Annotated in this window: 20 protein-coding genes and 1 pseudogene; 10 read left to right on the top strand and 11 right to left on the bottom strand. The window is 36.0% G+C overall.

The genetic code is table 11. The annotated features are described in order from the left end of the window. Positions 1-2 precede the first annotated feature (2 nt). From fabD to QF044_RS20065, 11 genes are all read right to left on the bottom strand, one after another. Positions 3-878: an ACP S-malonyltransferase gene (gene fabD, locus QF044_RS20115; protein ID WP_307271222.1), complete on the bottom strand. Its 876-nt coding sequence runs from the start codon at positions 876-878 to the stop codon at positions 3-5. A gap of 70 nt (positions 879-948) precedes the next feature. After that, entirely contained in the window at positions 949-2,895 is a 1,947-nt protein-coding gene (locus QF044_RS20110; protein WP_307271219.1) for a LysM peptidoglycan-binding domain-containing protein, read from the bottom strand. Between the two features lie 38 nt (positions 2,896-2,933). Next, positions 2,934-4,520: a bacillithiol biosynthesis cysteine-adding enzyme BshC gene (gene bshC, locus QF044_RS20105; RefSeq protein WP_307271216.1), complete on the bottom strand. Its 1,587-nt coding sequence runs from the start codon at positions 4,518-4,520 to the stop codon at positions 2,934-2,936. 13 nt (positions 4,521-4,533) lie between these two features. Further along, on the bottom strand, positions 4,534-6,474 hold the full coding sequence (locus QF044_RS20100) for a putative porin (protein ID WP_307271214.1): 1,941 nt from the start codon (positions 6,472-6,474) through the stop codon (positions 4,534-4,536). 44 nt (positions 6,475-6,518) lie between these two features. Further along, positions 6,519-7,199, bottom strand: a complete 681-nt coding sequence (locus QF044_RS20095; RefSeq protein WP_307271212.1) for a hypothetical protein — start codon at positions 7,197-7,199, stop codon at positions 6,519-6,521. 105 nt (positions 7,200-7,304) lie between these two features. Beyond that, positions 7,305-8,699 carry a RagB/SusD family nutrient uptake outer membrane protein gene (locus tag QF044_RS20090; RefSeq protein ID WP_307271209.1) on the bottom strand — a complete coding sequence of 465 codons (1,395 nt, stop codon included), beginning with the start codon at positions 8,697-8,699 and terminating at the stop codon, positions 7,305-7,307. Between the two features lie 11 nt (positions 8,700-8,710). Further along, on the bottom strand, positions 8,711-11,551 hold the full coding sequence (locus tag QF044_RS20085; RefSeq protein ID WP_307271206.1) for a SusC/RagA family TonB-linked outer membrane protein: 2,841 nt from the start codon (positions 11,549-11,551) through the stop codon (positions 8,711-8,713). 315 nt (positions 11,552-11,866) lie between these two features. After that, entirely contained in the window at positions 11,867-14,857 is a 2,991-nt protein-coding gene (infB, locus tag QF044_RS20080) for a translation initiation factor IF-2 (protein ID WP_307271204.1), read from the bottom strand. 80 nt (positions 14,858-14,937) lie between these two features. Next, positions 14,938-16,173, bottom strand: a complete 1,236-nt coding sequence (nusA, locus tag QF044_RS20075) for a transcription termination factor NusA (protein ID WP_307271202.1) — start codon at positions 16,171-16,173, stop codon at positions 14,938-14,940. Positions 16,174-16,188: 15 nt separating this feature from the next. Then, entirely contained in the window at positions 16,189-16,656 is a 468-nt protein-coding gene (rimP, locus tag QF044_RS20070) for a ribosome assembly cofactor RimP (protein WP_307271200.1), read from the bottom strand. Between the two features lie 7 nt (positions 16,657-16,663). After that, entirely contained in the window at positions 16,664-16,804 is a 141-nt protein-coding gene (locus QF044_RS20065) for a hypothetical protein (RefSeq protein ID WP_307271198.1), read from the bottom strand. A gap of 69 nt (positions 16,805-16,873) precedes the next feature. Here QF044_RS20065 and QF044_RS20060 point away from each other — a divergent pair. The 10 genes and pseudogenes from QF044_RS20060 to QF044_RS20015 all read left to right on the top strand — a co-directional run bounded on the left by QF044_RS20060 (position 16,874) and on the right by QF044_RS20015 (position 25,562). Further along, positions 16,874-18,191 (top strand): annotated as a pseudogene (locus tag QF044_RS20060) (UDP-glucose/GDP-mannose dehydrogenase family protein). After that, a complete protein-coding gene (gene rfbB, locus QF044_RS20055; RefSeq protein WP_307271196.1) occupies positions 18,192-19,271 on the top strand; it encodes a dTDP-glucose 4,6-dehydratase in 1,080 nt (359 codons plus the stop codon). 79 nt (positions 19,272-19,350) lie between these two features. Next, positions 19,351-19,725, top strand: a complete 375-nt coding sequence (locus QF044_RS20050) for a hypothetical protein (RefSeq protein ID WP_307271195.1) — start codon at positions 19,351-19,353, stop codon at positions 19,723-19,725. Positions 19,726-19,778: 53 nt separating this feature from the next. Further along, positions 19,779-20,642, top strand: a complete 864-nt coding sequence (gene rfbA / locus QF044_RS20045) for a glucose-1-phosphate thymidylyltransferase RfbA (RefSeq protein ID WP_307271193.1) — start codon at positions 19,779-19,781, stop codon at positions 20,640-20,642. A gap of 200 nt (positions 20,643-20,842) precedes the next feature. Continuing rightward, complete coding sequence (locus tag QF044_RS20040) at positions 20,843-21,256, top strand: FdtA/QdtA family cupin domain-containing protein (RefSeq protein ID WP_307271191.1); 414 nt, start codon at positions 20,843-20,845, stop codon at positions 21,254-21,256. A 29-nt stretch (positions 21,257-21,285) separates the two neighbouring features. Continuing rightward, positions 21,286-21,888 carry a DapH/DapD/GlmU-related protein gene (locus QF044_RS20035; protein ID WP_307271190.1) on the top strand — a complete coding sequence of 201 codons (603 nt, stop codon included), beginning with the start codon at positions 21,286-21,288 and terminating at the stop codon, positions 21,886-21,888. A gap of 55 nt (positions 21,889-21,943) precedes the next feature. Continuing rightward, complete coding sequence (locus tag QF044_RS20030) at positions 21,944-22,066, top strand: hypothetical protein (protein WP_307271187.1); 123 nt, start codon at positions 21,944-21,946, stop codon at positions 22,064-22,066. After that, complete coding sequence (locus QF044_RS20025; protein ID WP_307271185.1) at positions 22,059-23,159, top strand: DegT/DnrJ/EryC1/StrS aminotransferase family protein; 1,101 nt, start codon at positions 22,059-22,061, stop codon at positions 23,157-23,159. The genes QF044_RS20030 and QF044_RS20025 overlap by 8 nt, the downstream gene beginning before the upstream one ends. Positions 23,160-23,417: 258 nt before the next feature. Next, complete coding sequence (locus QF044_RS20020; RefSeq protein ID WP_307271182.1) at positions 23,418-24,266, top strand: ABC transporter permease; 849 nt, start codon at positions 23,418-23,420, stop codon at positions 24,264-24,266. A gap of 42 nt (positions 24,267-24,308) precedes the next feature. Next, a complete protein-coding gene (locus tag QF044_RS20015) occupies positions 24,309-25,562 on the top strand; it encodes an ABC transporter ATP-binding protein (protein ID WP_307271180.1) in 1,254 nt (417 codons plus the stop codon). Positions 25,563-26,068: the final 506 nt, after the last annotated feature.

Below are 26,068 nucleotides of genomic sequence, written 5' to 3'. Positions count from 1 at the left end.
AATTAGATTGCAGAAGCAACATCTACAGAACCGTCAATTTTTTTGATCAGCCCCTGAAGTGTTTTTCCAGGACCGACTTCAACAAAGTTTGATGCGCCATCTTTGATCATATTCTGAACAGACTGCGTCCATTTTACAGGACCTGTAAGCTGAGCGATCAGGTTTTGTTTGATCTCCTCAGGATTGGTCACTGCTGTAGTTGTGATATTCTGGTATACCGGAATTGTTGCTTTTCTGAATTTCGTTGTTTCAATAGCGGCTGCTAGTCTTTTCTGTGCCGGCTGCATCAGTGGGGAGTGAAATGCCCCATTCACAGGAAGCAATAATGCTCTTTTTGCACCAGCTTCTTTAAGTTTTATGCAAGCTTCTTCTACTGCAGGAGTTTCTCCAGAAATAACAAGCTGTCCGGGACAGTTGTAATTGGCTGGCACCACAATACCACTGATCTGTGCACAGATCTCTTCTACTTTAGCATCATCAATACCTAAAATAGCAGCCATAGAACTTGGATTGGCATCGCAGGCTTCCTGCATTGCTTTTGCTCTTTCGGAAACCAATTTTAAGCCGTCATCAAAAGATAAAACTCCGTTGGCCACTAAAGCTGAAAATTCTCCTAAAGAATGTCCTGCAACCATTTCGGCCCCAAGACCGTTTACTGCTTTTAAAGCAGCAACTGAATGTATAAAGATGGAAGGCTGGGTAACCTCTGTTTTCTTAAGATCCTCATCCGTCCCGTTGAACATCAACGAAAGAATATCGAAACCTAAAATTTCATTGGCAGATTCCATTAAGTCCTTAATGTCTTTTCTAGAATCGTACAATTCTTTTCCCATTCCAACGAACTGAGAACCCTGCCCAGGAAATACAAGTGCTTTCATGTAATGAATTAAATATTATGCAAATATAAAGATAATGTTAAAAATACTCCTTTAAAAAGGCATAAATCGGTTAAGGAACTAATCTAATTACACGGTATCCTGTGTTTACATAAGCTCCGTTTGCTTTGGATTTTACAAACTCAAACTTGGTAGCAAGCTGAGTCTGAACTTTATTCATCTGCTTAAATATCTCTCCTTTTCTGTTTTCTCTGGTCAACATGTCATTTACAACATCAAAACCTACGATGGCATATTTGGGAGGAGTTTTGCAGTATTTACTTTTATAGGCAGCCAAAATCTCTTTTTCAAAATTTCCGTCTGTATTGATTTTTCTATCCATCACATAGACCAGACTTGCCTGGCTAAGCTCATCTACTTTTTTCTCGAAAACCGGAGAATAATACATACTGAATGCTTTTACTCCCTGCACTTCTTTTGAAAGAGCTACTACTTTATTGGCAAAAGCTTCACCGGCAGCATCATTATCACTGGCCAGGATAGCAATAACGGGAGCAGACTGTCCTGTCATCATATTCTGATCCAGCTGGATTTCTGCAGGAGCGTTCACAACAATTATATTAGGGTTTTTAACAGCTTTTTCAAGACCCCCTTTAATATAGCTGGCAATTTCTTTTTTGCTGTCTGCCACTATGTATATTTTCTGATCTGAATAGACCGTTTTTACTTCCTCAATGATCTTATCTGCATAAGTTTGGTCATTGGTTTCCACAATGATCAAATTGCTGTAATTGTACAGTTCCGGGGAGTTGGCAAACGGTGCAACTACCGGAATTTTCTGATTTTTAGTAAAATCAAGGACATCAATAACATTGGATTTAAAGAATGGACCAATGATAAGATCTGTATTATCCGGATTGATCTGGGTCATTGAGTTTTTAAATGAAGCCTCGTTTCCTGAATCTACAATTTTGACATCAAGTTTCTGACCTCCTCTGGCATTTCTTTCAATAGCCAGTTTTGCCCCGGTAAGGAAATCCAGTGCCATCCCTCTGTATTGGGTTTCGTTGGTACTATACCCGAAAGGAAGCATTAAAACAACACTTAATGCATCTCCGCTTTTCTTTATGTAAGCCGGATCCTGCTTTTTGATCTTTAAAACCATTCCTGTTTTCAGTCCTTTGGAAAGATCAGGATTCAGTGCGATCAGTTCGTCTATTGAAATTCCAAATTTGTTGACAATAGAGAAAACGGTGTCTCCCTGCTGCACAGTATAGGTCACAAAATCATCAGCCGTTGCAGTTGTAGCAGTTTCGGTTGTGGATTTATCGTTTCCTGAGTCTATTTTTGTTTTCGGATTTACCGGCTCAGCGACTGAATTGGTATCCGTTTTGACATTTTTTACAATAATGGTTTCGCCCGGCTTCAATCCTTTTTCTTCCAATCCAGGATTTAAGGCATATAATTCCTGCTGGCTGATTCCAAACTGTTTTGTTATTCTGTAGTAATTATCTTTGGCCTGAATGACATACGTGGCTCCGTCTACAGATGCTGTTGCAGGGGTTGCGCTATGCGGTTCTGCCGGTTTAGCATCTACCGTTACCTGAGCAACCTGCTGGTCTCCGCCATATTTTTTAATGCTGTCGAGTGGTAAAGTGATCTCATCACCAATTTTTCTATGGTTATCAAGATCAGGATTCAGTTTTCTAAGATCTGTTTCGGAGATACGGTATTGCTTTGTAATTCCGTAAACGGTCTGTTTAGGCTGTAAAATAATTTTTCCAACTTTCTGGCCTGCAAGATTGGGCTTCACGCTTTCAACTGCTGCAGGTTTGGAAACTACAACTGTTTGTTTTTCCCCTTTTACGGTAAGAACGTCACCAATTGCCAGCTTACCGTCTTTGAATTTAGGATTCAGCTTTAACAATTCATCTACAGTTATCCCGTATTTTTTTGCAATATTATAAGGATTATCTCCTTTTACAACGGTGTGTGAGCTCTGGGCAGATACACCCAAAACCATACATAAACTGGACAAAATAAAAAACCTCTTTATCATACTCGGTAATTATAATTTACAAAAATACTTCTTTAAAATTAAATGGCAACAATTATTAATTTGGATTCTTGAACCACCATTTCTTCCCAACAATTTTCAAGCCATGAATAGCCATAATCTGAAAAGAGCACACTGAAATTGTAGACTCTTTCCTGCCAGGTTTTTGACGGATGTACATCTAAAAACAGTTTCTCCAATCGCTCAAGCAATTCATTCTGTTTTATTTTTTCTGCATGAAGCAGGCGTTTTTTCATTCTTTTAAATGATTTCAGCTGTCTTACCTCTTCTGCCTTCACCATATTTCCGAAGGAGTGCTCCGTGGTTTCAGCTATAGTTTTCAGTTCGGAAAAACCTTTTTCCAAAAGCCTTTCTTTCTCTTCCAGCAATTCCAGGACGGAACTGTCTTTTAAAATTTTCTGATTGGTAATGGCTGTAAAATTCCCAAAGAAGTCTTCAATATTCAGATCTAACTTTCCAATTTTACCCACTGTTTTTTCTTTAATGAAAAGCATAGAATTTCTTGGGATCAAAACAGGAAAAGGAATCTGGACAGCTGTAAAGTAATCTTTGAGCTCGAGCCAGTACATGATCTCCGCATTTCCTCCAATATAGGCTAAATTTGGAAGTATTTTTTCCTGATAAACAGGGCGCATCAACGCATTGGGACTAAATTTTTCAGGATGGTTTTCCAGCTCATGGAGTATTTCTTCCTTAGTAAATTTTTTATCTGTGTCTACAACAATATAATTTTTACCGTCAAAATCAATTCTGTCTCTGGTTTCGGAAAGATAGAAAAGATTAATATCACGTGGGTTTACCTGTACTTTTCCATATTTCTCTGTGAGAAAATCAACTTTTTCTTTTGAATTTTTCTGAAGGCTAAAGTTAACCAGCTCATCTTTGAAAATATCTTTGATCTGGTTTTTAAGTTCTTTGGAATCACCATCTACGATCAATAACCCAAACTCAGAGAAAAGACGATTGACCAAAATTTTAATAGCCTCCGTCAATGTATTTCCTACTTTATAAGCTTCTTTCATCATAAGAATCAGCTCAGTCCCAAACACGGAATCTTTAAATTCTTTTTCAAATTCCGAGATGAAAAAGGTATCACTGATGGTAATTCTTCCTACCGGACCTCCTGACTTTTCATTGATCTCATAGTAATTGCTTTCGGTCTTAAAATGATTGATCTCTGCAAAATCGTGGTCTTCTGAAGCCATCCAATATACGGGAACAAAATTAAAATCCGGAAAATTCTCTTTAAGATAGGTACAAGTTTTAATGGTCTGTAAAATTTTATAGACAAAAAAAACAGGACCTGAGAATAGATTCAACTGGTGTCCTGTGGTAATGGTAAATGTATTCTGTTGCTTCAGATTGACAAGATTTTCTTTCTGCTTTGATGAAAGGGTAAGCCCTGAAAGCTGTTTTTCCAAAACATCAGTTAAGATCTGCCTTTGATCTGGTACGAAAGAATTCTGTTTGAGGTGGATCTGATCTTTAAAGTGATCTAAAGAAAAGGTATTATTTTCAAATCCTTCAATTTTTTGGTTCAGAAAATCTTTTACCAATTGAGGAATGCTTTCTATATCGTTAAATGAGATTTTATTTATTGTTTTCAACTTTGTTTGGCTTTTAGTTGAACAAATACCACACAATTCCGATGTTCAGTCTAAAATCGTAAACCGGATAATGTGGAAATGCGTATGCTTTATTGTTGGAAAGGAAGGTCCCTATCTGCTGTCCCTCTACATAAAAGAACATTTTTTTGACTTTCATGTTAATATAAAGATCTGCAATAGGCTGTCCCCCGATTGAGAATGAATCTGCACTAGGAAGAATATATTCGTTCAGGATCGGAAAGTAATCTCTTGATGCAAATTTTGAAAAGTAATACACCTTCACACCCATCTGAACTTCTGCCGCTTTTTTGAAAGCTTTGCTCTGAAAGAAAAAGTTTGCTCTTCCGATAAAACTTGGCATTGGAAGGAGTTCTTTATTTGTTAACGCATTCTGGAAATGCAGTCTTGTATTAAGGTGGAATTTTCCGAAGCTGAAGGTAGCATCTCCCCCGATCTGGGAAATGTTCAGTGAATTGCTGCTTTGTGCCGGAGCTCCATCCGCATTGAAATAAGTATAGTTATCTATTCTGAAATAATTGGCGAAAATTTCGGTTTTGAACCATTTCAGGTTGACACTACCTCCTATTTCTGTTACAGTTTGGTTTTTGGCATTTTCCAGGTAATAATTGTACTTATTGTAAACAGAAGTATTCAAAAGGTAATTAAATGATGGGTAAGCACTCTGGAAGTTGACTTTCGCATTCACAAAATAATCTTTTATTGGTTCAAACTTTATATTATTGGCCGTTCTTAGGTAGCTTCCAAATTGACTTCCGTTTGAAAATTCTAAAAAGGACTTCAGTTGGAATTTGTCCCAAAGCTTTACCTGTAAGTTTCCAACCGCTCCAATTCTGTTTTCTTTAAGTTCTCCCGGAAAAGCGGTTCCGTTCACTGTAGCAAGATCTCTCACTCCGAATTTCAGCATCTGATAACGTACACCGCCATCCAGCTTGAATTTTTCATTATTAAAGACAAGGCTTACCGTATTGCTAAAATTTTCTGAATATTTTTTTGTGGTTAGCGGAAAACCGTTCGTCAGTTCAGTAGCAGCATCATCAAACCAGTAAGGCTCTACTACTCCCTGATTATAAAAATATTTATTTCCCTGGTGTGATAAAGTATGTCTTATACTGAACGGAAATTTTTCTGAATTGAATGGAGTAAACTGATGGGTCAGATAATATCTTCTGTAAGAATATTGGGAACTTGACGAAGCCAGATTAACCTGAGCATTTTGTCTGTTCTTATAATTGCTGTCACCACTCTGGAAAAGATCGTCTTCTACAATACCCCCACTTTCCTGATTGTTTACATTCTGGTGAAGGTAGTGGGCAAACAATTCATAATTTCCACTCTTGGAAACATAATGTCCGGAGAATAGAGTGTTATTATTGGATGCTAATGAATTCCTATAAAATCCCTGGGAACGAAGTCCCATATACTCAATAGCAAAATTGAATCTTTTCCCGATATTCTGTGTGTAAGTGGAGTTCAATGCAGCTCCATTTTTCATGGCGGTATGATAAATGAAAGTTGCCGTTGGTGTTTTTACATCGTAATATTTTACATCATCAGCACTAATAATCATATAGGATTTGTTGGAGGGCAGTAAAGACAAGTTCTGCTCCGGATTCACTTCATACACCAAAGGATTGAATCCTGCCCCTATATTAGCAACCTGAGCCTTTCCAAAATTATCCCTATTGTTGTACTGTGAATAGATATTAGTTTTATCAAAAGTCATCACGGTATCAAAAATCTTCTTTTCAGAAAACTGGGTCTGATACTGATAATCATTGATGGTAGGTTTAAAAATTTTCAAGGAATCTTTCTTCCCATTGTCTATGACAAGAGTGTCTTCCTCTTTCTGTGGACTCTTGATATCTGTTTTATTGACAACTTGAGCCTTTGAGACAAAACCGAAGAAAATTATTATAAAAAGGATGTGCTTCATTTTCTGCTATTGTGAAGCAAAAATACATGTTTTTTTTATAATTATTATTTATTAATAAAGTCAACTAATTTTATAAGATCTGCTTCCTTATTAAAATTAATTTTATTGGATTTAACAAAACTCTGTATTTCCTTTTTATCTAATGATAACTGTTCTGCAAGTTCATCAGCATCTTTAGGAACTTTATAAAACTGATCTCCTTTTGAAATTAAATAAATATCCTTTTCTTTTGCAAAGTAATCATTTGCATCTTTCCCATATGCATTAGGGCTTTTTTCACCAGGAATTAACTCAACTTTTTCTCTTTTAAACAACCCATATTTTGCATCTTTTTTATTCAAAAGCACTAAGTAACCTAATTTCTGATTTCCTAAATATGTATAGTTTTTAACTATATAGGTTTTATTTAATGTTGGAAAATAAATCATTAGTCCATCAACTTTATTTACAAAATAATTTTCATTATTCTGAGAAAACTCCATTTCATCGTCATATGCATTATATCTGAGATCCTGAATATTTTTTGAATATCCTTCGATAGAAACTTTTTCGAATTTCTTACCATTTGCATATGGATTCCCATCTATTTTATACTCTCCACTTTTGACTCTTTTACCAAGGGTGAAAATTTTATCACTGGACATAAAAACATTATCATTACCTGATTGAGCAAAGGCAGTTGTGATCATTAAAAATAAACCTACAACTAAAAATATCTTTTTCATATTAATTTAAACATTTATGTAAATATAATATTTTTTTCATTTGTATTTTAACAAAAAAACCGCCAATGGCGGTTTTTTTGTTATTTAAAATAAATTTATTAAATTCTAGTTATCATAACCTGGATTAGATTGTACTGCACCAACGTTAGTTTCTGATAAAGGAATAGGGAAAGCATTTAATAATGGACTTGTGCTTGCCGTAGTAGGTCTAGGAACAGCATCTCCCCATCTTCTAAGATCCCACTGTCTTAAACCTTCTCCTAGAAGTTCTCTAGTTCTTTCTTTTTTCAGCTCTACCATATCAACAGTTGTCGCAGCTGGTAGATTTCTATTAACTTGTATTTGATTAAAATAAGACAATGCTTGAACAGCACTACCCCCATTAAGCTCAGCCTCAACACCATCTAATAAAATCTCTTCATAACGAAGCATTTTGATATTATCAGCACCTGAAGCATTTAAATATTTCCCTTTTACTCCATTAGCATTAGACAAATAATTTGTAGCTCCTGTAGTAATAAGAGATCTTCTAATATCTGCAGTAGAGTATAAGGCTACAGTAGCTGGCCTTATGACAACATTTGCATATCCTCCATTACTTAATTTATGTCTATAAGAAGCCGTTCCAAGAGCAGATGCATTTCCTACAGCTAACTCAAACATGGAGTTTGCAGCAGATCCATTCATTGCGAAACTGTATGAAGACTGTAAGTTAGCAGCTCCAACAACTTGGTATCCTCCATCAGCAACAATATTGTTTACTAGCTGTCTAACCTTAGCATAATCACCTTTATAAAGATAAAATCTTGCCATTAATCCTCTTACAGCTGAAAGTGACAGTTCAGTTCTGTTAGAAGGCCCTGAATCCCAATCAGCATGCTCGTCCATTAGTTCCTCTGCTTTGGCAAAATCAGCAGCAATTTGTGCTTCTGTTTCTGCAATAGTACTTCTAGCCTGCTTAGCTAGCGGATCATACTTAAGCGGTAAAACTATACCTAAGCTTGTTGGTGATCCAGTATATTTTTGTCCGTATAAACGAAGTAAATCAAAGAAGCCTAACGCTCTCATGGCATATGCTTGCCCCTGCAAAAATCCGGCATAATCTTTATCATCAGAATTAAATGAGCTAAAATCTGTATTAATTACAACATTTGCTAATCCAACTGTTTTATAAATATGATTCCAAGTATCTTTTGCATATGCATCAGCAGACGTCTGAGTATAGTTCATCACATTGACATAGTAACCGCTTGCTCCATTGCTAAGCATCTCATCAGATCTCACTTCACCATAGGCTAAGAAATCACATCCATAATAATACTGGCTTCTCATTGCGGCATAACCACCTCTTACAAAAGATTCTACTTCTTGAACAGATTTCAAAGGAGCCTGCTCTACTTCCTGATAGAATTCTCTATCAACAAAATCATCACTACAAGAGACACTTAATGTCAAAAGCCCTATAGATAATAATGCTACTTTTAATATTTTATTTTTCATTTCTTCTTTTTTTAAAAACTTAAATTAACACCAAATAAGAATGACTTCAATACTGGTAAACTTAGATCTGTATAACCCGAGATATTCGTTTCAGGGTCAAATTTAAGATTCTTATCGAATCTGTATGTATAAGCATTATTAGCCATTACATATACTTGTAATGAACCAAAACCAGATCCTTTAAGGAAATCACTGCTAAACGTATATCCAAATCTAGCATTACTTAGACGAATATAGTCAGAATCATATAAGAATCTTGTTGAAGCACTGTTTGATAATTTATTTCCTCCAATCACCGGTCTTGGATTTGACGCAGTCGTGTTAGTTGGTGTCCAATAATCTCCCATTACATCACCATATCCTGGATAGTTAACTGAATATTGTCCATCTGAATAAAGATAATTTGCCCAGTTATCATAAATCTTACCTCCAAATCCATAAGTGAACTGTAAATCAAGAGAGAATCCTTTATAAGAAAGGGTTGTATTAGCACCACCAAAAACATTACTTAGGAAAGATCCCTGTACAGCTTGTTTAGCTAAGTTATAGTTATTTGTTGTTTCGCCATCCACACCATTAATATACCAAAGCGGATCACCATTATTTGCGTCTACACCAGCCCATTTTCTCAAATAAAATGTTCTTACTCCTTCACCAACTCTAACTGTGGTAGTAGATGTATTAACGTCTGAACCATACAATTCAGTCACTTCATTCTTTAGAGTAGATAAGTTAGCTCCAACTGACCAGTTCAATTGATCTCTGTCTCCTTTAAAGATATCGCCATTTACAGCAAATTCAAATCCTTTATTTACTAATGTACCAATATTATCAACGTAATATGCATTTCTAGGATCATCAGGGTTATTAACACCTTGTGCTCCAGATAATGGAATATTATAGATCAGATCTTTAGTTTTCTTGTTATAGTATTCTGCAGTAACTGTTAATCTATTCTTGAAGAATCCAAAATCAAATCCGACATTTAAAGGATTTACAGTTTCCCAAGACAAATTAGGGTTAAAAACTCTATTCATAGTTGCCGCTGCGAAATCGTTATAGTTTGTTGTATAAGAATAGGTAGCATATGGGTTAGCAGTTACCTGGTTTCCTAATTTACCATAAGATGCTCTAAACTTCAACATAGAGATCGCATCGATATTTTTAATCGTTTCAAAACGAGCTAAATCTAATCCAACCCCAACAGACCAGAAATTACCCGCTTTTTTACCCGGAGTAAACTGAGAAAGTATGTCACGTCTGTAAGATCCATCTATTAAAATTAACTTGTCATAATCATAATGTGCAGTAACTGCGTAACCATAACGAGACGTAAGCACTCTATCTCCAGCATATCCAAACGGCACTACAAAATTTGTAAGAGTCTGAAGTGTTGGAGTACCCACAGTAATACCAGTTGCAGTTAAGTATTTATTATCTCTTTTATAAGCTTCCTGAATTAATGAAGCTCCAAAATTATGACGATCAAGTCTATAAGAATAATCTAAGATGTTCTGAACGTTAAAATTAAAATAACGGTTCACACTTGTCTGCTGATATCCTCCATAACCTGCTCCATCTCCGTGTATTGGGTTCCAGTATGTATCTTCTTCTAGATTAATATATTCTGGAGAGAAAACAAATCTATAAGTAAGATTATTTAATATCTTATACTCAGCATTTAAATTAGCGAAAGCTCTGAAGTTACCTCCTCGTACATAATTCATATCCTGAAGAGCTGCAGAGTTAAAGTTACCATTACTTAGTCTACCTCCACTTCCATAATTCCAGCTTCCATCCGGATTTGTTACAGCGTCGGTAGGTCTGTTAAAATATTGTGTAAGAATTGGGTTTGAAAAAGCCCCTGCATCACTTAGTGTACTAATTTTACCATAAGAAAATTGAAAATCTGTATTAATTTTCAACTTATCAGTGGCTTGGTAACCTATTTTATTAGTAAACGCAAGTCTATTAAAATAAGATCCTCTAACAACACTCTCCTGATTATAATAATTTATGGATGAATAATATGTAAATTTCTCATTACCTCCAGAAACATTAAAATCTATATTTTGCTGATAACCAAATTTTTGTGTTGCCTTCTGCCAGTCAGTATTATTTGTCGATTGAAAAACACCTGCAGCATTTCCCCCTACAGCTCCATTTGCAATTTGTTCAGCAGTATAAGCTTTATTATCACGGTTTGAATATGCTTGAACTAAATATGTCTGCCAGTCAGGAGTTGAAAAAGATGCATGTGGTTTTACTGCTCTGTCATTAAATCCGCTGTTGAAACCAAAATTAAATCTAGGCTTCCCTCTTTTACCTGATTTTGTTGTAATTACAATTACACCAGCTCCAGCATCAGCACCATATACTGCTGTAGAAACAGCGTCTTTTAACACAGTAACATTTTCAATATCGTCTGGATTCAATCCAGCCAAAGCATTCGCTGTTGTGGTTTGTCTAGACAAGTCACCAGAGGAAATTCTTACACCATCAACAATATAAATTGGTGAAGAAACTCCATTAATTGATGAAATACCACGGACACGGACATTAGTCATACCTCCAGGCTGCCCTGAAGCGCTACCAGTTTGTACCCCAGCAACTCTACCTTGTAGCATCTTATCTACAGAAGCTACAGGAACATCTGCAATAGCTTTTGCCGTCATTGTACTTACTGACCCAGTCATTTCCTGGATTGTCTTCTTTTGTCCGAATCCAACCATTACCACTTCTTCAATCTCCGTAGGAGTAGTAGTAGTGTCTTTTTTCGTCGTTTGTGCAAAAGCCACCTGTCCTAAGAAAAACAGAGCCCCAGCACTTAATACACGTAGTTTAACATTCATATTAACAAATTTTAATATATTTAATTCGCAAATATGTTAATAAATTTTAACACTCGCAAGTATTATAGTTATACAAGAAAGAGCTTTTTTTAATATGATCTTTTTAATTATTCTATGAAATAACAAAGATTAAACAATTATATACGGTTTATTTGTATAAATATATTATTTCTACGCATATTATTTTTTTTAACAAATTATTAGCAGTGTTAAAAATGTTATTTAGAATTAATACAAATTATATTTTTGAATAATAAACCAAAAAAACCACTTTATAAAAAAGTGGTTTTCATGTATTTATAATAATAAAAACTATTATTTTAGCTTCTTCTTAACAGCTACTTGTTCGTAGACTTCAAGAATGTCTCCGATTTCAATATCGTTATATCCTTTCAAATTCAGACCACATTCGTAACCTTTTGTTACTTCTCTTACGTCGTCTTTGAAACGCTTCAAGCTTTCCAACTCTCCATCAAATTTAACAATACCGTCTCTAAGTACTCTTACTTTAGAACTTCTGGTTACTTTTCCTGAAAGAACCATACATCCTGCAATTGTTCCTACTTTAGAAATTTTGAATACTTCTCTGATCTCAACATTACCAATCACCTGTTCTTTGATCTCTGGAGAAAGCATGCCTTCCATAGCTTCTTTCACTTCATCAATAGCAGCATAAATTACAGAATATGTTCTGATTTCGATTTCTTCTTTATCAGCTAGCTCTTTTGCATTAGCACCAGCTCTTACGTTGAATCCGATAATGATTGCATCAGAAGCTGTTGCTAAGTTAACGTCAGATTCAGTGATCTGTCCAACTCCTTTATGAAGGATATTAACATTGATCTCTGCCGTAGAAAGTCTCTGTAACTGATCAGATAATGCTTCTACAGAACCATCCACGTCACCTTTTAAGATAATGTTCAATTCCTTGAACTCACCTAAGGCAATTCTTCTTCCAAGTTCTTCAAGAGTAGTATGTTTCTTGGTTCTGATTGAAAGTTCTCTTTGCAGCTGTTCTCTCTTATTGGCAATCGTTTTAGCTTCACCTTCGTCTGCATAAACTTTAAATTTATCACCAGCGGTAGGTGCACCATCTAATCCAAGAATAGTAACCGGAATTGAAGGACCTGCTTCTTTTAGGTTTCTACCTCTTTCGTCAAGCATCGCTTTAACTTTACCGTGGTTTTTACCTGCAACTACATAATCTCCAACTCTAAGAGTACCTGTCTGTACTAACATGGTTGCCACATATCCTCTTCCTTTATCTAATGAAGCTTCAATAACAACACCTTGTGCACCTCTATCAGGATTAGCTTTAAGATCAAGCATTTCTGCCTGAAGCAACACTTTCTCCAATAGAACATCCATATTATTACCAAACTTTGCAGAAATTTCCTGTGCCTGAACATTTCCCCCCCATTCTTCTACTAAGATGTTCATTCCGGAAAGCTGCTGACGGATATTATCCGGGTTAGCACTTGGTCTGTCTACTTTGTTCAATGCAATAATCATTGGTACTCCTGCTGCCTGAGCGTGAGAAATTGCTTCTCTCGTTTGTGGCATTACATCATCATCCGCTGCAATCACAATAATTGCAATATCGGTAATCTGAGCACCTCTGGCTCTCATCGCTGTAAACGCTTCGTGACCTGGTGTATCTAAGAATGTTATTCTTTGTCCGTTTTCTAGTTTTACATTGTATGCTCCAATATGCTGGGTAATACCTCCTGACTCACCGGCAATAACGTTGGTCTTTCTGATGTAGTCAAGTAAAGACGTTTTACCGTGGTCAACGTGTCCCATTACTGTTACAATTGGTGCTCTAGGAAGAAGATCCTCTTCTGCATCAATTTCCTCTTCAGAATCAGCTTCTTCAAGATCTGCATCTGAGAATTCAATTTTATAGCCAAATTCATCAGCAACCAACAATAAGGTATCTGCTTCCAGTCTTTGGTTCATGGTAACCATTACTCCAAGAGAGAAACAAGCAGAAATAACTTCTGTAGGAGAAACATTCATTAAGCTGGCCAATTCACCTACTGTGATGAATTCGGTAACTTTTAACGTTCTGTCCTGAGCATCAATTTCTTGTTGACGTTCATCCTGTTCTCTACGGTATGTTCTCTTATCTTTTCTATGTTTTGCAGATTTAGACTTACCTCCTTTATTGGTAAGCTTCTCAAGGGTTTCCTTAATCTGGTTTTTAACCTGCTCATCAGTAAGCTCAACAGGCATAGTTCTTTGACCTGGTCTGTTATTTCCAGCACCTGGACCTTTTTTGAACCCGCCACCCTGACCTGGAGGACGATTTCCTTGATTATTTCCAAAACGGTTTCCACCCTGACCACCTTGTCCCGGTGGACGGTTTCCACCTGGGCCACCTTGACCTGGAGGACGGTTTCCACCTGGGCCACCCTGACCTGGCGGACGGTTTCCTTGCCCCCCTTGGTTATTGTTGTTATTATTTCCAGAGTTTTGATTATTTCCTTGCCCTTGTTGATTTGGGCCTCCTGGTTTCTCAATTCTCTTTCTTTTCTTTTTAGCTCCAGCCCCAGGCTTTGGTGCAAACTGTGTTAGGTCAATCTTTTCACCTACGATCTTAGGACCGTCAAGTTTCTGATAAACAGTTTCAATTTTCTGAGGTTCCTGAGATTCAGGTTCAGCTGGTTTTTGCGGTTCTACCGCCTTTGTTTCAGCAGGCTCTGGCTGCTTTGGAGTTTCTTTCACAGGTTCTGCCGGTTTTTCCTCTTCTTTTTTCTCCTCCATTTTGGGTTTATCTTTTTTTACAGGTCTATTTCTAGACTCTATCTGGGACAGATCAATTTTATCCAGAACTTTGAATTCCTGCTTATCAGGAGCTGCTTTAATTTCCGGTTCAGCTGCTACTTCTTTTTTCTCCTCTACCGGTGCTTTCACAGGTTCCGGAGTTGGAATTGGATCAGGAACAGATACTGGCGCCGGTACTACAGGTGTTTCTTCAACTTCAGGAGCTTTAGACTCAAGATCTATTTTACCTAAAATTTTAGTTTCTGGTTTGTTTGCTTTAGCTCTTATTACTTCAGGGGTTTTCTTTTCTTCAATTTCCAGTTTTTCTTCCGGAACTTTAGTGATCACCACCTCATGGGATGCTTTTCGCTGTTCGCCGTCTTTGGCAAACTCAGCCTCCAATGCAGAATATGCCGCTTCTTCTAATTGAGCGTTAGGATTGCTCTCAACTTCGAAATCCTTTGACTGTAAAAACTCTACTAATCTGGACATCGAAATATTGAATTCCTTAACCGCTTTATTTAATCTTATTTTTGGCATCTATATTATTTACTATTTTTTTTAATTCTTAAAATTAAAGTATTTCTTTTTTACTGTTTATTAAAATTTATTTAAAAATCTTAATCTTCAAATTCTTCTCTCAGAATACGTTTTACATCTTCAATGGTTTCCTCTTCCAGGTCAACCATTTTTATAAGACTTTCAGTATCCTTATCCAATACAGATTTCGCAGTAGTAAGCCCTACTTTCTTAAATTCATCCAAAATCCACTGTTCGATATCGTCATTAAATTCTCTCAAATCAACGTCGTCATCCTCACTAGCTTCTCTATATACATCAATTTCATAACCAGACAGCCAAGAAGCCAGTCTGATGTTCTGTCCCTGCTTCCCGATTACTTTGGAAATCTCTTCAACCGGTGTATAAACTAATGCATAGTTTGAATCCTCGTTGATGTCAATTTTATTGACCGTCACATTTCCTAAAGCTCTCTTCACCATAATTTCAGGGTTTTTAGACCACTGAATCACATCGATGTTTTCATTTCTCAACTCTCTTACAACGCCATGAATTCTGGATCCTTTCACACCCACACATGCTCCTACCGGATCTATTCTGTCATCATAAGCATCTACTGCAATTTTCGCCTTCTCACCAGGAATTCTCACTACTTTTTTAAGCATGATGGTACCATCCTGGATCTCAGGAATTTCCAGCTCCAATAATTTTTCTAAGAATTTAGGTGCAGTTCTGGAAATAATAATCTGTGGTTTTGAACCTTTAAAATCTACTGTTTCAACAATAGCTCTGATATTTTCGCCCTTTTTAAAGAAGTCGGACGGGATCTGGTTTTCTTTCGGTAAAATGAATTCGTTCCCTTCATCATCCAATAAGATCACATGTTTGTGTCGGATGTGGTGGATCTCTCCAATTACAATTTCCCCGATCTTGTCTCTGAACTGTTCATAAAGCATTGCATTATTATGTTCCTGAAGTTTTGTAGCCAGGATCTGCTTTAAGGTAAGGATATTTCTTCTTCCCAGCTGGGCAACAGGAATTTCCATTGTAAAATCTTCACCTACTTCAAAGGTAGGATCTATTTTCTTAGCTTCAGAGATTTCAATTTCCAGATCATCATCTTCAGACATTTCGTCTTCTACAATCGTTTTATTTAAAAATATCTGAAAATCTCCTTTATCAGGGTTCACAATTACATCAAAATGATCATCTGAATCAAATCTCTTTCTTAAAAGAGTCTTCAGTGAATCTTCAATAATTGCCATAAGATCAATCTTACTGATCCCTTTTTCGTCTTTAAAATCACCAAAGGATTCAATCAACGCTATATTATCCATCTATTCTTTTTTCTTTTAAAATTTAATTACTACTAACGCCTTTTTTATCTCAGAGTAAGGAATTTCTTTTTCCTCCTCTACATCCACTTTCCCTTTTCCGATATCTTTCGGCTTCCGGTAGCGTAAAATAAGTGTGATCTTTTCATCATCCACTTTTGCCAATTCGCCTTCAACTTTGGAAGAATCATTCAGCAATACTTCAATTTCTCTTCCGAAATTTTTCTTGAACTGTCTGGGAGCCGAAAGTGGCTCACTTAATCCTGCAGACATCACTTGAAGACTGAAGTCATGCTCTTCACGGTCCATATTGAATTCTATGGCTCTGCTTGCATCAAGGCAGTCCTGAAGAGTCACGCCATTATCACCGTCAAGAATTACCGTAATATCATCTCCTGCAGAAATCTTCAGATCAACAAGAAACAAATCCTCTCTGGTATCAAGGAATTCGTTTAATAATTCTTCAATTTTCTTTCTAAACTCCATACATTAATTATCTTGATTTACCAGTACGAAAAAAGGCTTTCTTCCGAAGCCTTCCCATTTTTTCCTGTAAATCCAGTGCAAATATACATATTTTTTCTGAAAAAGCAAAACCTACTTCGTTATCAGATAAATAAGATAAAATTTTCATTAAAGTAAATTAAAGAAGCGGGTGAAGGTATTTTTATTATTTTTGTCTTTAAATTTAAAAACAGACATTTTGAATATAACAATTGTAGGAACAGGTTATGTAGGGCTGGTTACAGGCACTACCCTAGCAGAACTTGGCAATTCAGTATACTGTGTTGATATTGATGAAAAGAAAGTAGAAGGTTTGAAAAACGGCATTGTTCCCATCTATGAGCCGAACCTTGAAGAAATGTTTCTTAGAAACATACAATCCGAAAGATTATTTTTCACCACCAATCTAAAAGAAGCTTTAGACAAAAGTGAGGTTGTCTATCTGGCACTGCCTACTCCTCCCGGGGAAGATGGTTCTGCAGATCTTTCGTACGTCATTCAGGTTGCCAATAATATTGGGGAAATGATGACTGAATATAAAGTGGTAGTCAATAAAAGCACAGTTCCCGTAGGAACAGCAGATAAAGTAAGAGAAGTAATTGCTTCTAAAACAAACCTCCCTTTTGATGTGGTTTCCAACCCTGAGTTTTTAAGAGAAGGCTTTGCTGTGGAAGACTCAATGAATCCGTCAAGAGTTGTTGTAGGGAGCAAGTTCTGAAAAGGCAAAAAATATCATGGCTCAAATTTATCAGCCATTTACGAATACCGGGATTCCTATCATCTTTATGGATGAAAAATCATCCGAACTTACGAAATATGCTGCCAATTCATTCCTGGCTGTTAAAATCACATTCATGAATGAGATTGCCAATTACTGTGAGAAAGTAGGGGCAGATGTAGATAAAGTAAGACTTGGGATGGGAAGCGATGATAGAATCGGTCACCGGTTTTTATTTCCAGGAATCGGATATGGAGGAAGCTGTTTTCCAAAGGATGTAAAAGCTCTTATAAAATCGGGCATACAGGAAGATTTTAATTTCCAGATCCTTGAAGCTACAGAAAGAGTAAATACAACTCAAAAAGTGATTTTAGTATCAGAAATCGAGAAATATTTCGGTGGTGATATCAAAGGAAAGAAAATCGCCATGTGGGGTCTTGCTTTTAAAGCGAATACAGATGACATCCGGGAAGCATCTTCCTTGGACAATATTGATCTTTTATTGGAAAAAGGCGCACAGATTGTGGCTTATGATGCAGTGGCAGAAAATAACGTACAAAAACTTCTGGGAGACAAAATACAGTATGCAAAAGGAATGTATGATGCCCTAGAAGATGCAGATGCTTTATTTATTGCTACAGAATGGCCAGAATTTAAAAATCCTAACTTTGAACTGATGTCCAGAAAAATGAAGAATAAGGTCATTTTTGATGGAAGAAATATGTATCCACTGGAAATTCCGCAGCAGAATGGATTCCACTATAAAAGCATAGGAAGAAAAACCATAGAAAATAAATAGATGAAAAATATAATTATTACCGGGGGAGCCGGGTTCATTGGTTCTCATGTTGTAAGAGAATTTGTAAAAAACAATCCAGATACTAAGATTATTAATCTCGATGCTCTTACGTATGCCGGAAATTTAGAAAACCTTAAGGACATTGAAAATGAGCCTAATTATGTTTTCGAAAAAGCAGATATTACAAAACCGGAAGAACTGAGAAAAGTCTTCGAAAAATATAACCCGGATGCAGTAGTACACCTGGCAGCAGAAAGTCATGTAGACAGAAGCATTACAGATCCTATGGCATTCATCAATACGAATGTAAACGGAACCGCCAATCTTCTTAACTTATGTAAAGAATTCTGGACACTGAATCCCGATCATACGCACGGAAGATTTCCTGACGAAAAAAGAAACAACCTATTCTATCACGTTTCTACAGACGAAGTATATGGAAGTCTTGGTGAAACAGGATTCTTCCTGGAAACAACCGCTTACGATCCACAATCTCCATATTCAGCTTCCAAAGCAGCTTCTGACCACTTGGTAAGAGCTTATGGAAACACTTACGGAATGCCTTTTATCGTATCCAACTGTTCAAACAACTATGGGCCGAATCATTTTCCTGAAAAGTTGATCCCGCTTTGTATTTCAAATATCATTAATGAAAAGCCATTACCCATTTACGGTGACGGAAAATATACAAGAGACTGGCTGTATGTGATAGACCACGCTAAAGCCATTCATCAGATATTCAATGAAGCAAAAACCGGGGAAACTTACAATATCGGAGGTTTCAACGAATGGCAGAATATTGATCTTGTCAAGGAATTAATTAAGCAAATGGATGAAAAATTAGGCAAGCCGAAAGGTTATTCTGAAAAACTGATCACATTTGTTAAAGACAGACCCGGACATGACAAACGTTATGCTATTGATGCAGACAAGCTGAATAAAAACCTAGGATGGAAACCATCTGTTACTTTCGAGGAAGGTTTAGGAAAAACGATTGACTGGTATCTGGAAAATAAGGAGTGGCTGGAAAATGTAACAAGCGGAGACTATCAGAAATATTACGAAAATCAATATTCATAAATAAATGAAAAAGGTTCTTCTGATTTTTTATTGTTTCACTTCAATTTTGATTTTTTCTCAGGACACCTTACCTCCTCCCATGGCGACACCAAATAGTCAACAGGAAAAACTAATTGACGAGCTTATTACTGTAAGCCATTACAAAGAAGCACTTATCAACTATTCCAGAGTTTATTTTTGGGGAGAACAATACAAAGGTGGAAAAAGAAGATATGAAAACACTCACATTGATCAAGTATTGAAAAATTTTGATTTTGAAAGATTCAAGAAAGGTACAATCTATAATAGTTTTTCATTTATTTCTGAGAAGAAACTGAAGAATTTAATTGAATTTTATAAAGATAATGAAGGTAAAATAAATGCTGAAAATGATATGATTTTAATTACAGCTTCTGTTTCACACAATCTTCAATCTCAATTAAATTCAGAGATGAACGAGATCTTAAAAAATTAAAAGTTAACACAAATGGATAATTAAAATCCAATTATTCGCCTAATTATAAAAGTATGAAAGGAATAATATTAGCCGGAGGTTCCGGTACCCGACTTTATCCTCTTACCATCGCCGTAAGCAAACAACTAATGCCTGTTTATGACAAACCGATGATCTATTATCCCCTGTCAACACTATTACTGGCAGGAATTAAGGATATTTTAATTATCACTACTCCGCATGACCAGCCAGGATTCATTAAACTTTTGGGTGACGGATCTCAGATTGGCTGCAATATAGAATATGTGGTACAACCAAGCCCGGACGGATTGGCACAGGCTTTTATTTTAGGTGATGCATTCATAGGCAACGATCCTGTTGCTTTAGTTTTGGGAGATAATATTTTCTATGGTTCTGAAATGGGCACTTTACTGAAAAACAAAACCAATCCTGATGGTGGTGTAGTATTCGCATATCATGTTTCTGATCCGGAAAGATACGGTGTTGTAGAATTTGATGCTGATTTTAAAGCAGTCTCCATTGAGGAAAAGCCTTTAAAACCAAAATCAAACTATGCTGTACCCGGCCTTTACTTTTATGATAATGAAGTCGTGGAAATTGCAAAAAACATTAAGCCCTCTCCAAGAGGAGAATTGGAAATCACTGATGTAAACAATGTTTATTTAAGTAAAGGAAAACTTGAAGTAGGTGTTCTGGACAGAGGTACCGCATGGCTTGATACCGGAACTTTTGATTCCCTGAATGATGCTTCTGAATTTGTAAGCGTCATTGAAAAAAGACAGGGCTTCAAGATCGGATGTATTGAGGAAATTGCGTTCAGGAATAAATTCATTAATGAAGAAAAACTTCTTGAAACTGCAACAAAATATGGCAAAAGTGGTTACGGCGAATACCTTAAACAACTCGTCATCAAATAACATTATTGTATTATAAATTCCAACGACTATTGGCTTTATAGCTGATAGTCTTTTAATATAGAAGCTTTTGCAACCTTACCATCTAAGTAGATTTTGATATAAAATTTTTTAGAGATCCATTATATAATAATAACCGCTTCTTTCCAATAGTAATTTTATAATTAACTTTGGGGACTTTAAAGAACTATTTAGAAACATTAATGGAATACAATAAACCACAAATCATTACATTCGATAAAATAGGATCATCACAGCTGGGCTATATCACCATAGCGGAAACCCAAAAGAATGTTCCTTTTGAGATACAGCGTGTCTACTGGACCTACTATACGCCTCACGATGTAACCAGAGGAGGACATGCCCACAGGGAGCTGCAGCAGATTATATTTGCAGTATCCGGAACCATTACGTTCAATACCGAGGATAAAGATGGCAATGAAGAAACCTTTATTTTAGACCATCCTACGAAGGGTTTATATATTCCAAAACTGGTATGGAGAGACATTCAGTTTTCACACAATGCAGTATTACTGTGTCTGGCTTCGGAAATTTATGATGAAGCAGATTACTTCAGGGATTATGAAGATTTCAAAAAGGCAACTAAAAATAACTAGATCACAAACCACAATAAGTACAAAAATAGATGAAGTTCAATAATAGAAATGTATATATCAGTGAGAAAGCTGTCATTGGTAAAAATGTCAGGATAGGAGACAACACCGTTATATATGACAATGTTACCATAGGAGACAATTCTATCATCTGTAATGACTGTGTTATAGGAGAACCCGCCAATGACTATTATTTCAAAGACACATACGAGAATCCTAAAACAGTTCTGGAAGAAGGCGCATTTATCAGAAGCCACAGTATTATTTATGCAGGCTCTACTTTTGGAAAGAATTTTTCAACAGGACACCGTGTAACGATCAGAGAACATTCCAAGTTTGGAAACAACTGCAGGATCGGAACCGTTTCTGATATCCAGGGGTATGTAGAGTTTGGAGACAACTGTTGGCTGCACAGCAATGTTCATATCGGGCAGCAGTCCAAGATTGGAAATTATGTATTCATCTACCCTTATGTAGTATTTACCAATGATCCTACTCCTCCATCCAATACCTGCATCGGACCTACGGTAGGAGATTTTTCTCAGATTGCGGTTGGAACGGTTCTTCTGCCGGCTTCAGTTATTGGAAAACACAGCCTTGTAGGAGCTCAGTCTCTGGTAGGAGGAAAAATATGATGACTACTCCCTGATCATTGGAAATCCAGCAAAGAAAATTAAAGATGTCCGCGAAATGATATCAAGAGGCGCAGATAAATCTCACTATCCATGGCCTTACAACTTCTCCAGAAATATGCCTTGGGAAGAGGAAGGTTTTGACAATTGGAAATTAAAAAACGGCTACGAAAATGATTAACTTTTTAGACTTAAAGAAAATAAACCTTACTTATCAGGAGGAAATTGAAAACAAACTTTTAAGCGTTTTCAGAAGTGGCTGGTATCTTATGGGCAGCGAACTCAAAAACTTTGAGGCCAATCTCGCATCCTACATCGGTTCACAATATGCTTTAGGCGTAGCGAACGGCCTGGATGCACTCCGTCTTATTTTCCGTGCTTATATTGAATTAGGAATAATGAAGGCAGGGGATGAAGTTATTGTTCCCGCCAACACCTATATCGCTTCAGTACTGGCTTTATCGGATAATGGACTGGTCCCTGTTTTTGTAGAGCCCGATGCCGATACTTTTAATATCGACATTTCAAAAATTGAAGAAAGTATCACTCCAAAGACAAAAGCCATCCTGATAGTTCACCTTCAGGGAAGAATTGTGTTTTCTGAAGAGCTTAAAAATATGGCTCAAAAGCACAATTTAAAGATTGTAGAAGATAATGCACAGGCTATCGGAGCAGAATGGAATGGCATTAAATCAGGAAATCTGGGCGATGCAGCTGGTTTCAGCTTCTATCCCGGAAAAAATCTTGGGGCTTTAGGTGATGCAGGGGCTGTAACTACAAATGATAAAGACGTATTTGAAGCAATTCGCGCTATTGCTAATTACGGTTCAAACCAGAAATATGTAAACATCTATAAAGGATTAAACTCCAGGCTGGACGAAATTCAGGCTGCCGTTTTAGATGTAAAACTCAAATACATCGGCCACGAAAACGGAACCCGAAGAGAAATCGCAAAACGATTCATTTCTGAGATCAATAATCCAAAAATCACTCTTCCGGAAAACCCGGTTGATGAAAACGAACATGTATGGCATGTTTTTGTGGTAAGAACAGAAAAAAGAGATGAGCTACAGGCCTATTTAACGGAAAAAGGTATTCATACCATTATCCATTATCCAATCCCGCCCCATAAGCAGGAAGCCTACAAAGAATACGCCGATCTTTCATTCCCGATCACCGAAAAAATGCATAACGAAGTGCTGAGTCTTCCTATTTCTTCCGTTTTAGAAGAAGAAGAAATTCAGACTATCATCAAAGCTGTCAACGAATTTTAGTTGCAAAATGAAAACAAACTGATAACATCCCATTTTTGCTAGCTGAATAGCTATGTCTAATATGAACAACTACCTATCATTAAATAATGAATTTATTATAAACTTTAAAAACTATTAGCTTTATTACTAGTAGTTTTTTGCTCATAATAACAAATAGTAATACATTAGTTGTTGTTTTATATTTTATATGATAATTATTCACTAATCAATAAAGTTGGATAAGAATTAAATATTTTAAATTTGCAAAAACTTACACAAATGAATGAACCACAGCAAAAGTGGACAGAAACAATAGATGACACCCATTCCCTGTTCGATTTGAAATTGAAGGAAGTCTGGAAATACAAAGATCTTGTTTACATGTTTGTAAAAAGAGATTTTGTATCAAGTTTTAAACAAACAATATTAGGACCTATTTGGTTTTTTATCAATCCTATATTTACCACAATTACCTATCTAATTATTTTTGGAAAATTTGCGAAGCTTCCTACAGATGGTGCGCCTGGTATATTGTTTTATCTGGCAGGAGTAACCTTATGGAACTATTTTTCAGGAGCACTTCTAGGTACTACCAATACCTTCACAGGTAACGCCAGTATTTTTGGGAAAGTATATTTCCCAAGGCTTGTTACTCCTGTTTCAATTGTTATCTCTAACCTAATGCGGTTAATTGTACAGTTTCTTTTATTTATAGCTGTTTGGCTTTACTATCTTATCAATAAGGAAATTCATCCTAACTGGTGGATGTTGGCAACACCTTTTCTCATCATTATTATGGCTTTGTTTGCATTAGGAGTCGGAATGATATTTTCCTCACTTACAACAAAATATAAAGATCTTACGATGCTACTAGCATTTGGTGTAAGTTTACTCATGTATGCAACGCCTGTCATTTATCCAATATCAATGCTTCCCGGATATTTCAGAAGCTTGGCAAAATACAATCCACTAACTGGTATTTTTGAATGCTTCAAGTATGGTTGGCTGGGGGTCGGAGATTTTTCACCTTCAATGCTTATCATAAGCACGATTATTACTATTGTTCTTTTATTTATTGGAATTATTACATTCAATAAAGTGGAAAGAACCTTCATGGATACCGTATAAACATGTATAAAAACACTTTTGATTAATTTAAAAATTTAAAAAATGCTAGCTTTAAAAGCAGAAAATATATCAAAACAATACCGTTTGGGCCAAGTGGGAACAGGAACACTCTCTCATGACCTCAATAGGTTCTGGCACAAAATAAGAGGAAACGAAGATCCTTATCTAAAAATAGGAGAAACCAATGACAGAACCACTAAAGGAACTTCCGATTATGTATGGTCTTTACGCGACATCAACTTTGAAGTAAAGCAAGGTGATGCTGTAGGAATTGTAGGAAGAAACGGTGCAGGGAAATCTACCTTATTAAAATTACTAAGTAAGGTAACAAAGCCAACCACAGGAACAATTCGAACCAATGGAAGAATTGCTTCTTTATTGGAGGTAGGAACAGGTTTCCACCCTGAGATGACAGGCCGCGAAAATGTATTTTTAAATGGCGCTATTTTAGGAATGACCCGTAAAGAAATCACCAGAAAATTTGATGAAATTGTAGATTTTTCAGGTGTTGAAAGATATATTGATACTCCGGTAAAAAGATATTCTTCAGGAATGTATGTACGTCTGGCGTTTGCTGTAGCAGCTCATTTAGAATCTGAAATTTTAATTGTGGACGAAGTTTTAGCTGTAGGAGATGCTGATTTTCAGAAAAAATGCTTGGGAAAAATGGGTGATGTAACGAAAGGTGAAGGAAGAACTATTTTGTTCGTAAGTCATAATATGACAGCCATTAAAGAACTTTGTAATACCGGGATATTGCTAAACCAAGGACAGTTAGCTTACAGTGGCAATATACTTGATACTATTGTAGAATACCAAAAAAGCTCCGAAGCTCAAAGCAAATATCTGCACGAAGGACCTGTTGAAACGGCATTAGGCAATGAAAATATAAAAGTTCTTGAATTTTCTGCAGAGCCAGCCCAAGGTGAATTAATAGATATAGAATCCGGAATTTTGGTAAAATTAAGATTCCTTAGCTTAAAAGCTGGAATAAATCTAGATGTCACATTTGAGCTTAGAACTTATGAAGAAGTTCCCGTTTTTCATACAGGAGCTTTAGTCACAACAAGTAATGATTCGGAAGTAAAAGAATACAGCATAGAATTTATTCTTCCAAAAAATCTATTAAATGCAGGAAACTATTATTTCAAATTAATTTTTGGTGAAGATCAAAGAATTCCGTTATTTATTGCTCCAAGCACAATCGGTTTTGAAGTTGAAAACATAAAACTTGAAAAAAACATTGCGCTTCTTCCTGGAATTATCAGACCTCAATTTGAATTTAAAATACTTTAAATTGAATTTAAAAAGCAAATAGATATAAAAAAAGATTAATTAACTACAAAATATATCAGTTCCCGGCACAAGATATTTAAGACTGAAGATAAAATACTTTTTTTGAATCATCTAAAAAAAATCAAATTATAAAACAATTATGATAAAACTACTCGATTTATAAAAGGTCAATTTGGGGGACATCAACAAGAAATTGAACAAGTATTAAGCGCTTTTACTTTCTCCGGTAATAGAAGTTTTAAATCAATATCAATAGGTTTCAAAAAACACAAGAACTTGGTAAAAAAAAACATACATATTGATCCAGAAAAGTTATTATATTCAAATAAGATATATTTCGAATCATGTATTCGGACTGCACAGAAATTATTTGAAGAAAAACTCTATGAAGACTGTATAAATTATATTGAAAAAACCGCCTCTTTCGGGTGGTTCAATTTTTCGGGATATTATAAGAGCAAGTCTCTGGAACTCCTTTTAACTGAAATTCAACAAAAGATTTTACC

It is taken from the genome of Chryseobacterium sp. W4I1 (assembly GCF_030816115.1).
Classification (GTDB): Bacteria; Bacteroidota; Bacteroidia; order Flavobacteriales; family Weeksellaceae; genus Chryseobacterium.
This window is presented reverse-complemented; position numbering and strand designations above follow the sequence as displayed.

Excerpts from the sequence above, each read along its gene's own strand:
- infB (WP_307271204.1), bottom strand. The coding sequence starts at position 14,857 with ATGCCAAAAATAAGATTAAATAAAGCGGTTAAGGAATTCAATATTTCG.
- QF044_RS20050 (WP_307271195.1), top strand. The coding sequence starts at position 19,351 with ATGGCGACACCAAATAGTCAACAGGAAAAACTAATTGACGAGCTTATT.
- fabD (WP_307271222.1), bottom strand. The coding sequence starts at position 878 with ATGAAAGCACTTGTATTTCCTGGGCAGGGTTCTCAGTTCGTTGGAATG.
- QF044_RS20100 (WP_307271214.1), bottom strand. The coding sequence starts at position 6,474 with ATGAAGCACATCCTTTTTATAATAATTTTCTTCGGTTTTGTCTCAAAG.
- QF044_RS20095 (WP_307271212.1), bottom strand. The coding sequence starts at position 7,199 with ATGAAAAAGATATTTTTAGTTGTAGGTTTATTTTTAATGATCACAACT.
- QF044_RS20030 (WP_307271187.1), top strand. The coding sequence starts at position 21,944 with ATGATATCAAGAGGCGCAGATAAATCTCACTATCCATGGCCTTACAAC.
- QF044_RS20020 (WP_307271182.1), top strand. The coding sequence starts at position 23,418 with ATGAATGAACCACAGCAAAAGTGGACAGAAACAATAGATGACACCCAT.
- QF044_RS20035 (WP_307271190.1), top strand. The coding sequence starts at position 21,286 with ATGAAGTTCAATAATAGAAATGTATATATCAGTGAGAAAGCTGTCATT.
- QF044_RS20085 (WP_307271206.1), bottom strand. The coding sequence starts at position 11,551 with ATGAATGTTAAACTACGTGTATTAAGTGCTGGGGCTCTGTTTTTCTTA.
- rimP (WP_307271200.1), bottom strand. The coding sequence starts at position 16,656 with ATGGAGTTTAGAAAGAAAATTGAAGAATTATTAAACGAATTCCTTGAT.
- QF044_RS20110 (WP_307271219.1), bottom strand. The coding sequence starts at position 2,895 with ATGATAAAGAGGTTTTTTATTTTGTCCAGTTTATGTATGGTTTTGGGT.
- QF044_RS20065 (WP_307271198.1), bottom strand. The coding sequence starts at position 16,804 with ATGAAAATTTTATCTTATTTATCTGATAACGAAGTAGGTTTTGCTTTT.
- QF044_RS20025 (WP_307271185.1), top strand. The coding sequence starts at position 22,059 with ATGATTAACTTTTTAGACTTAAAGAAAATAAACCTTACTTATCAGGAG.
- nusA (WP_307271202.1), bottom strand. The coding sequence starts at position 16,173 with ATGGATAATATAGCGTTGATTGAATCCTTTGGTGATTTTAAAGACGAA.
- rfbB (WP_307271196.1), top strand. The coding sequence starts at position 18,192 with ATGAAAAATATAATTATTACCGGGGGAGCCGGGTTCATTGGTTCTCAT.
- rfbA (WP_307271193.1), top strand. The coding sequence starts at position 19,779 with ATGAAAGGAATAATATTAGCCGGAGGTTCCGGTACCCGACTTTATCCT.
- QF044_RS20040 (WP_307271191.1), top strand. The coding sequence starts at position 20,843 with ATGGAATACAATAAACCACAAATCATTACATTCGATAAAATAGGATCA.
- QF044_RS20015 (WP_307271180.1), top strand. The coding sequence starts at position 24,309 with ATGCTAGCTTTAAAAGCAGAAAATATATCAAAACAATACCGTTTGGGC.
- QF044_RS20090 (WP_307271209.1), bottom strand. The coding sequence starts at position 8,699 with ATGAAAAATAAAATATTAAAAGTAGCATTATTATCTATAGGGCTTTTG.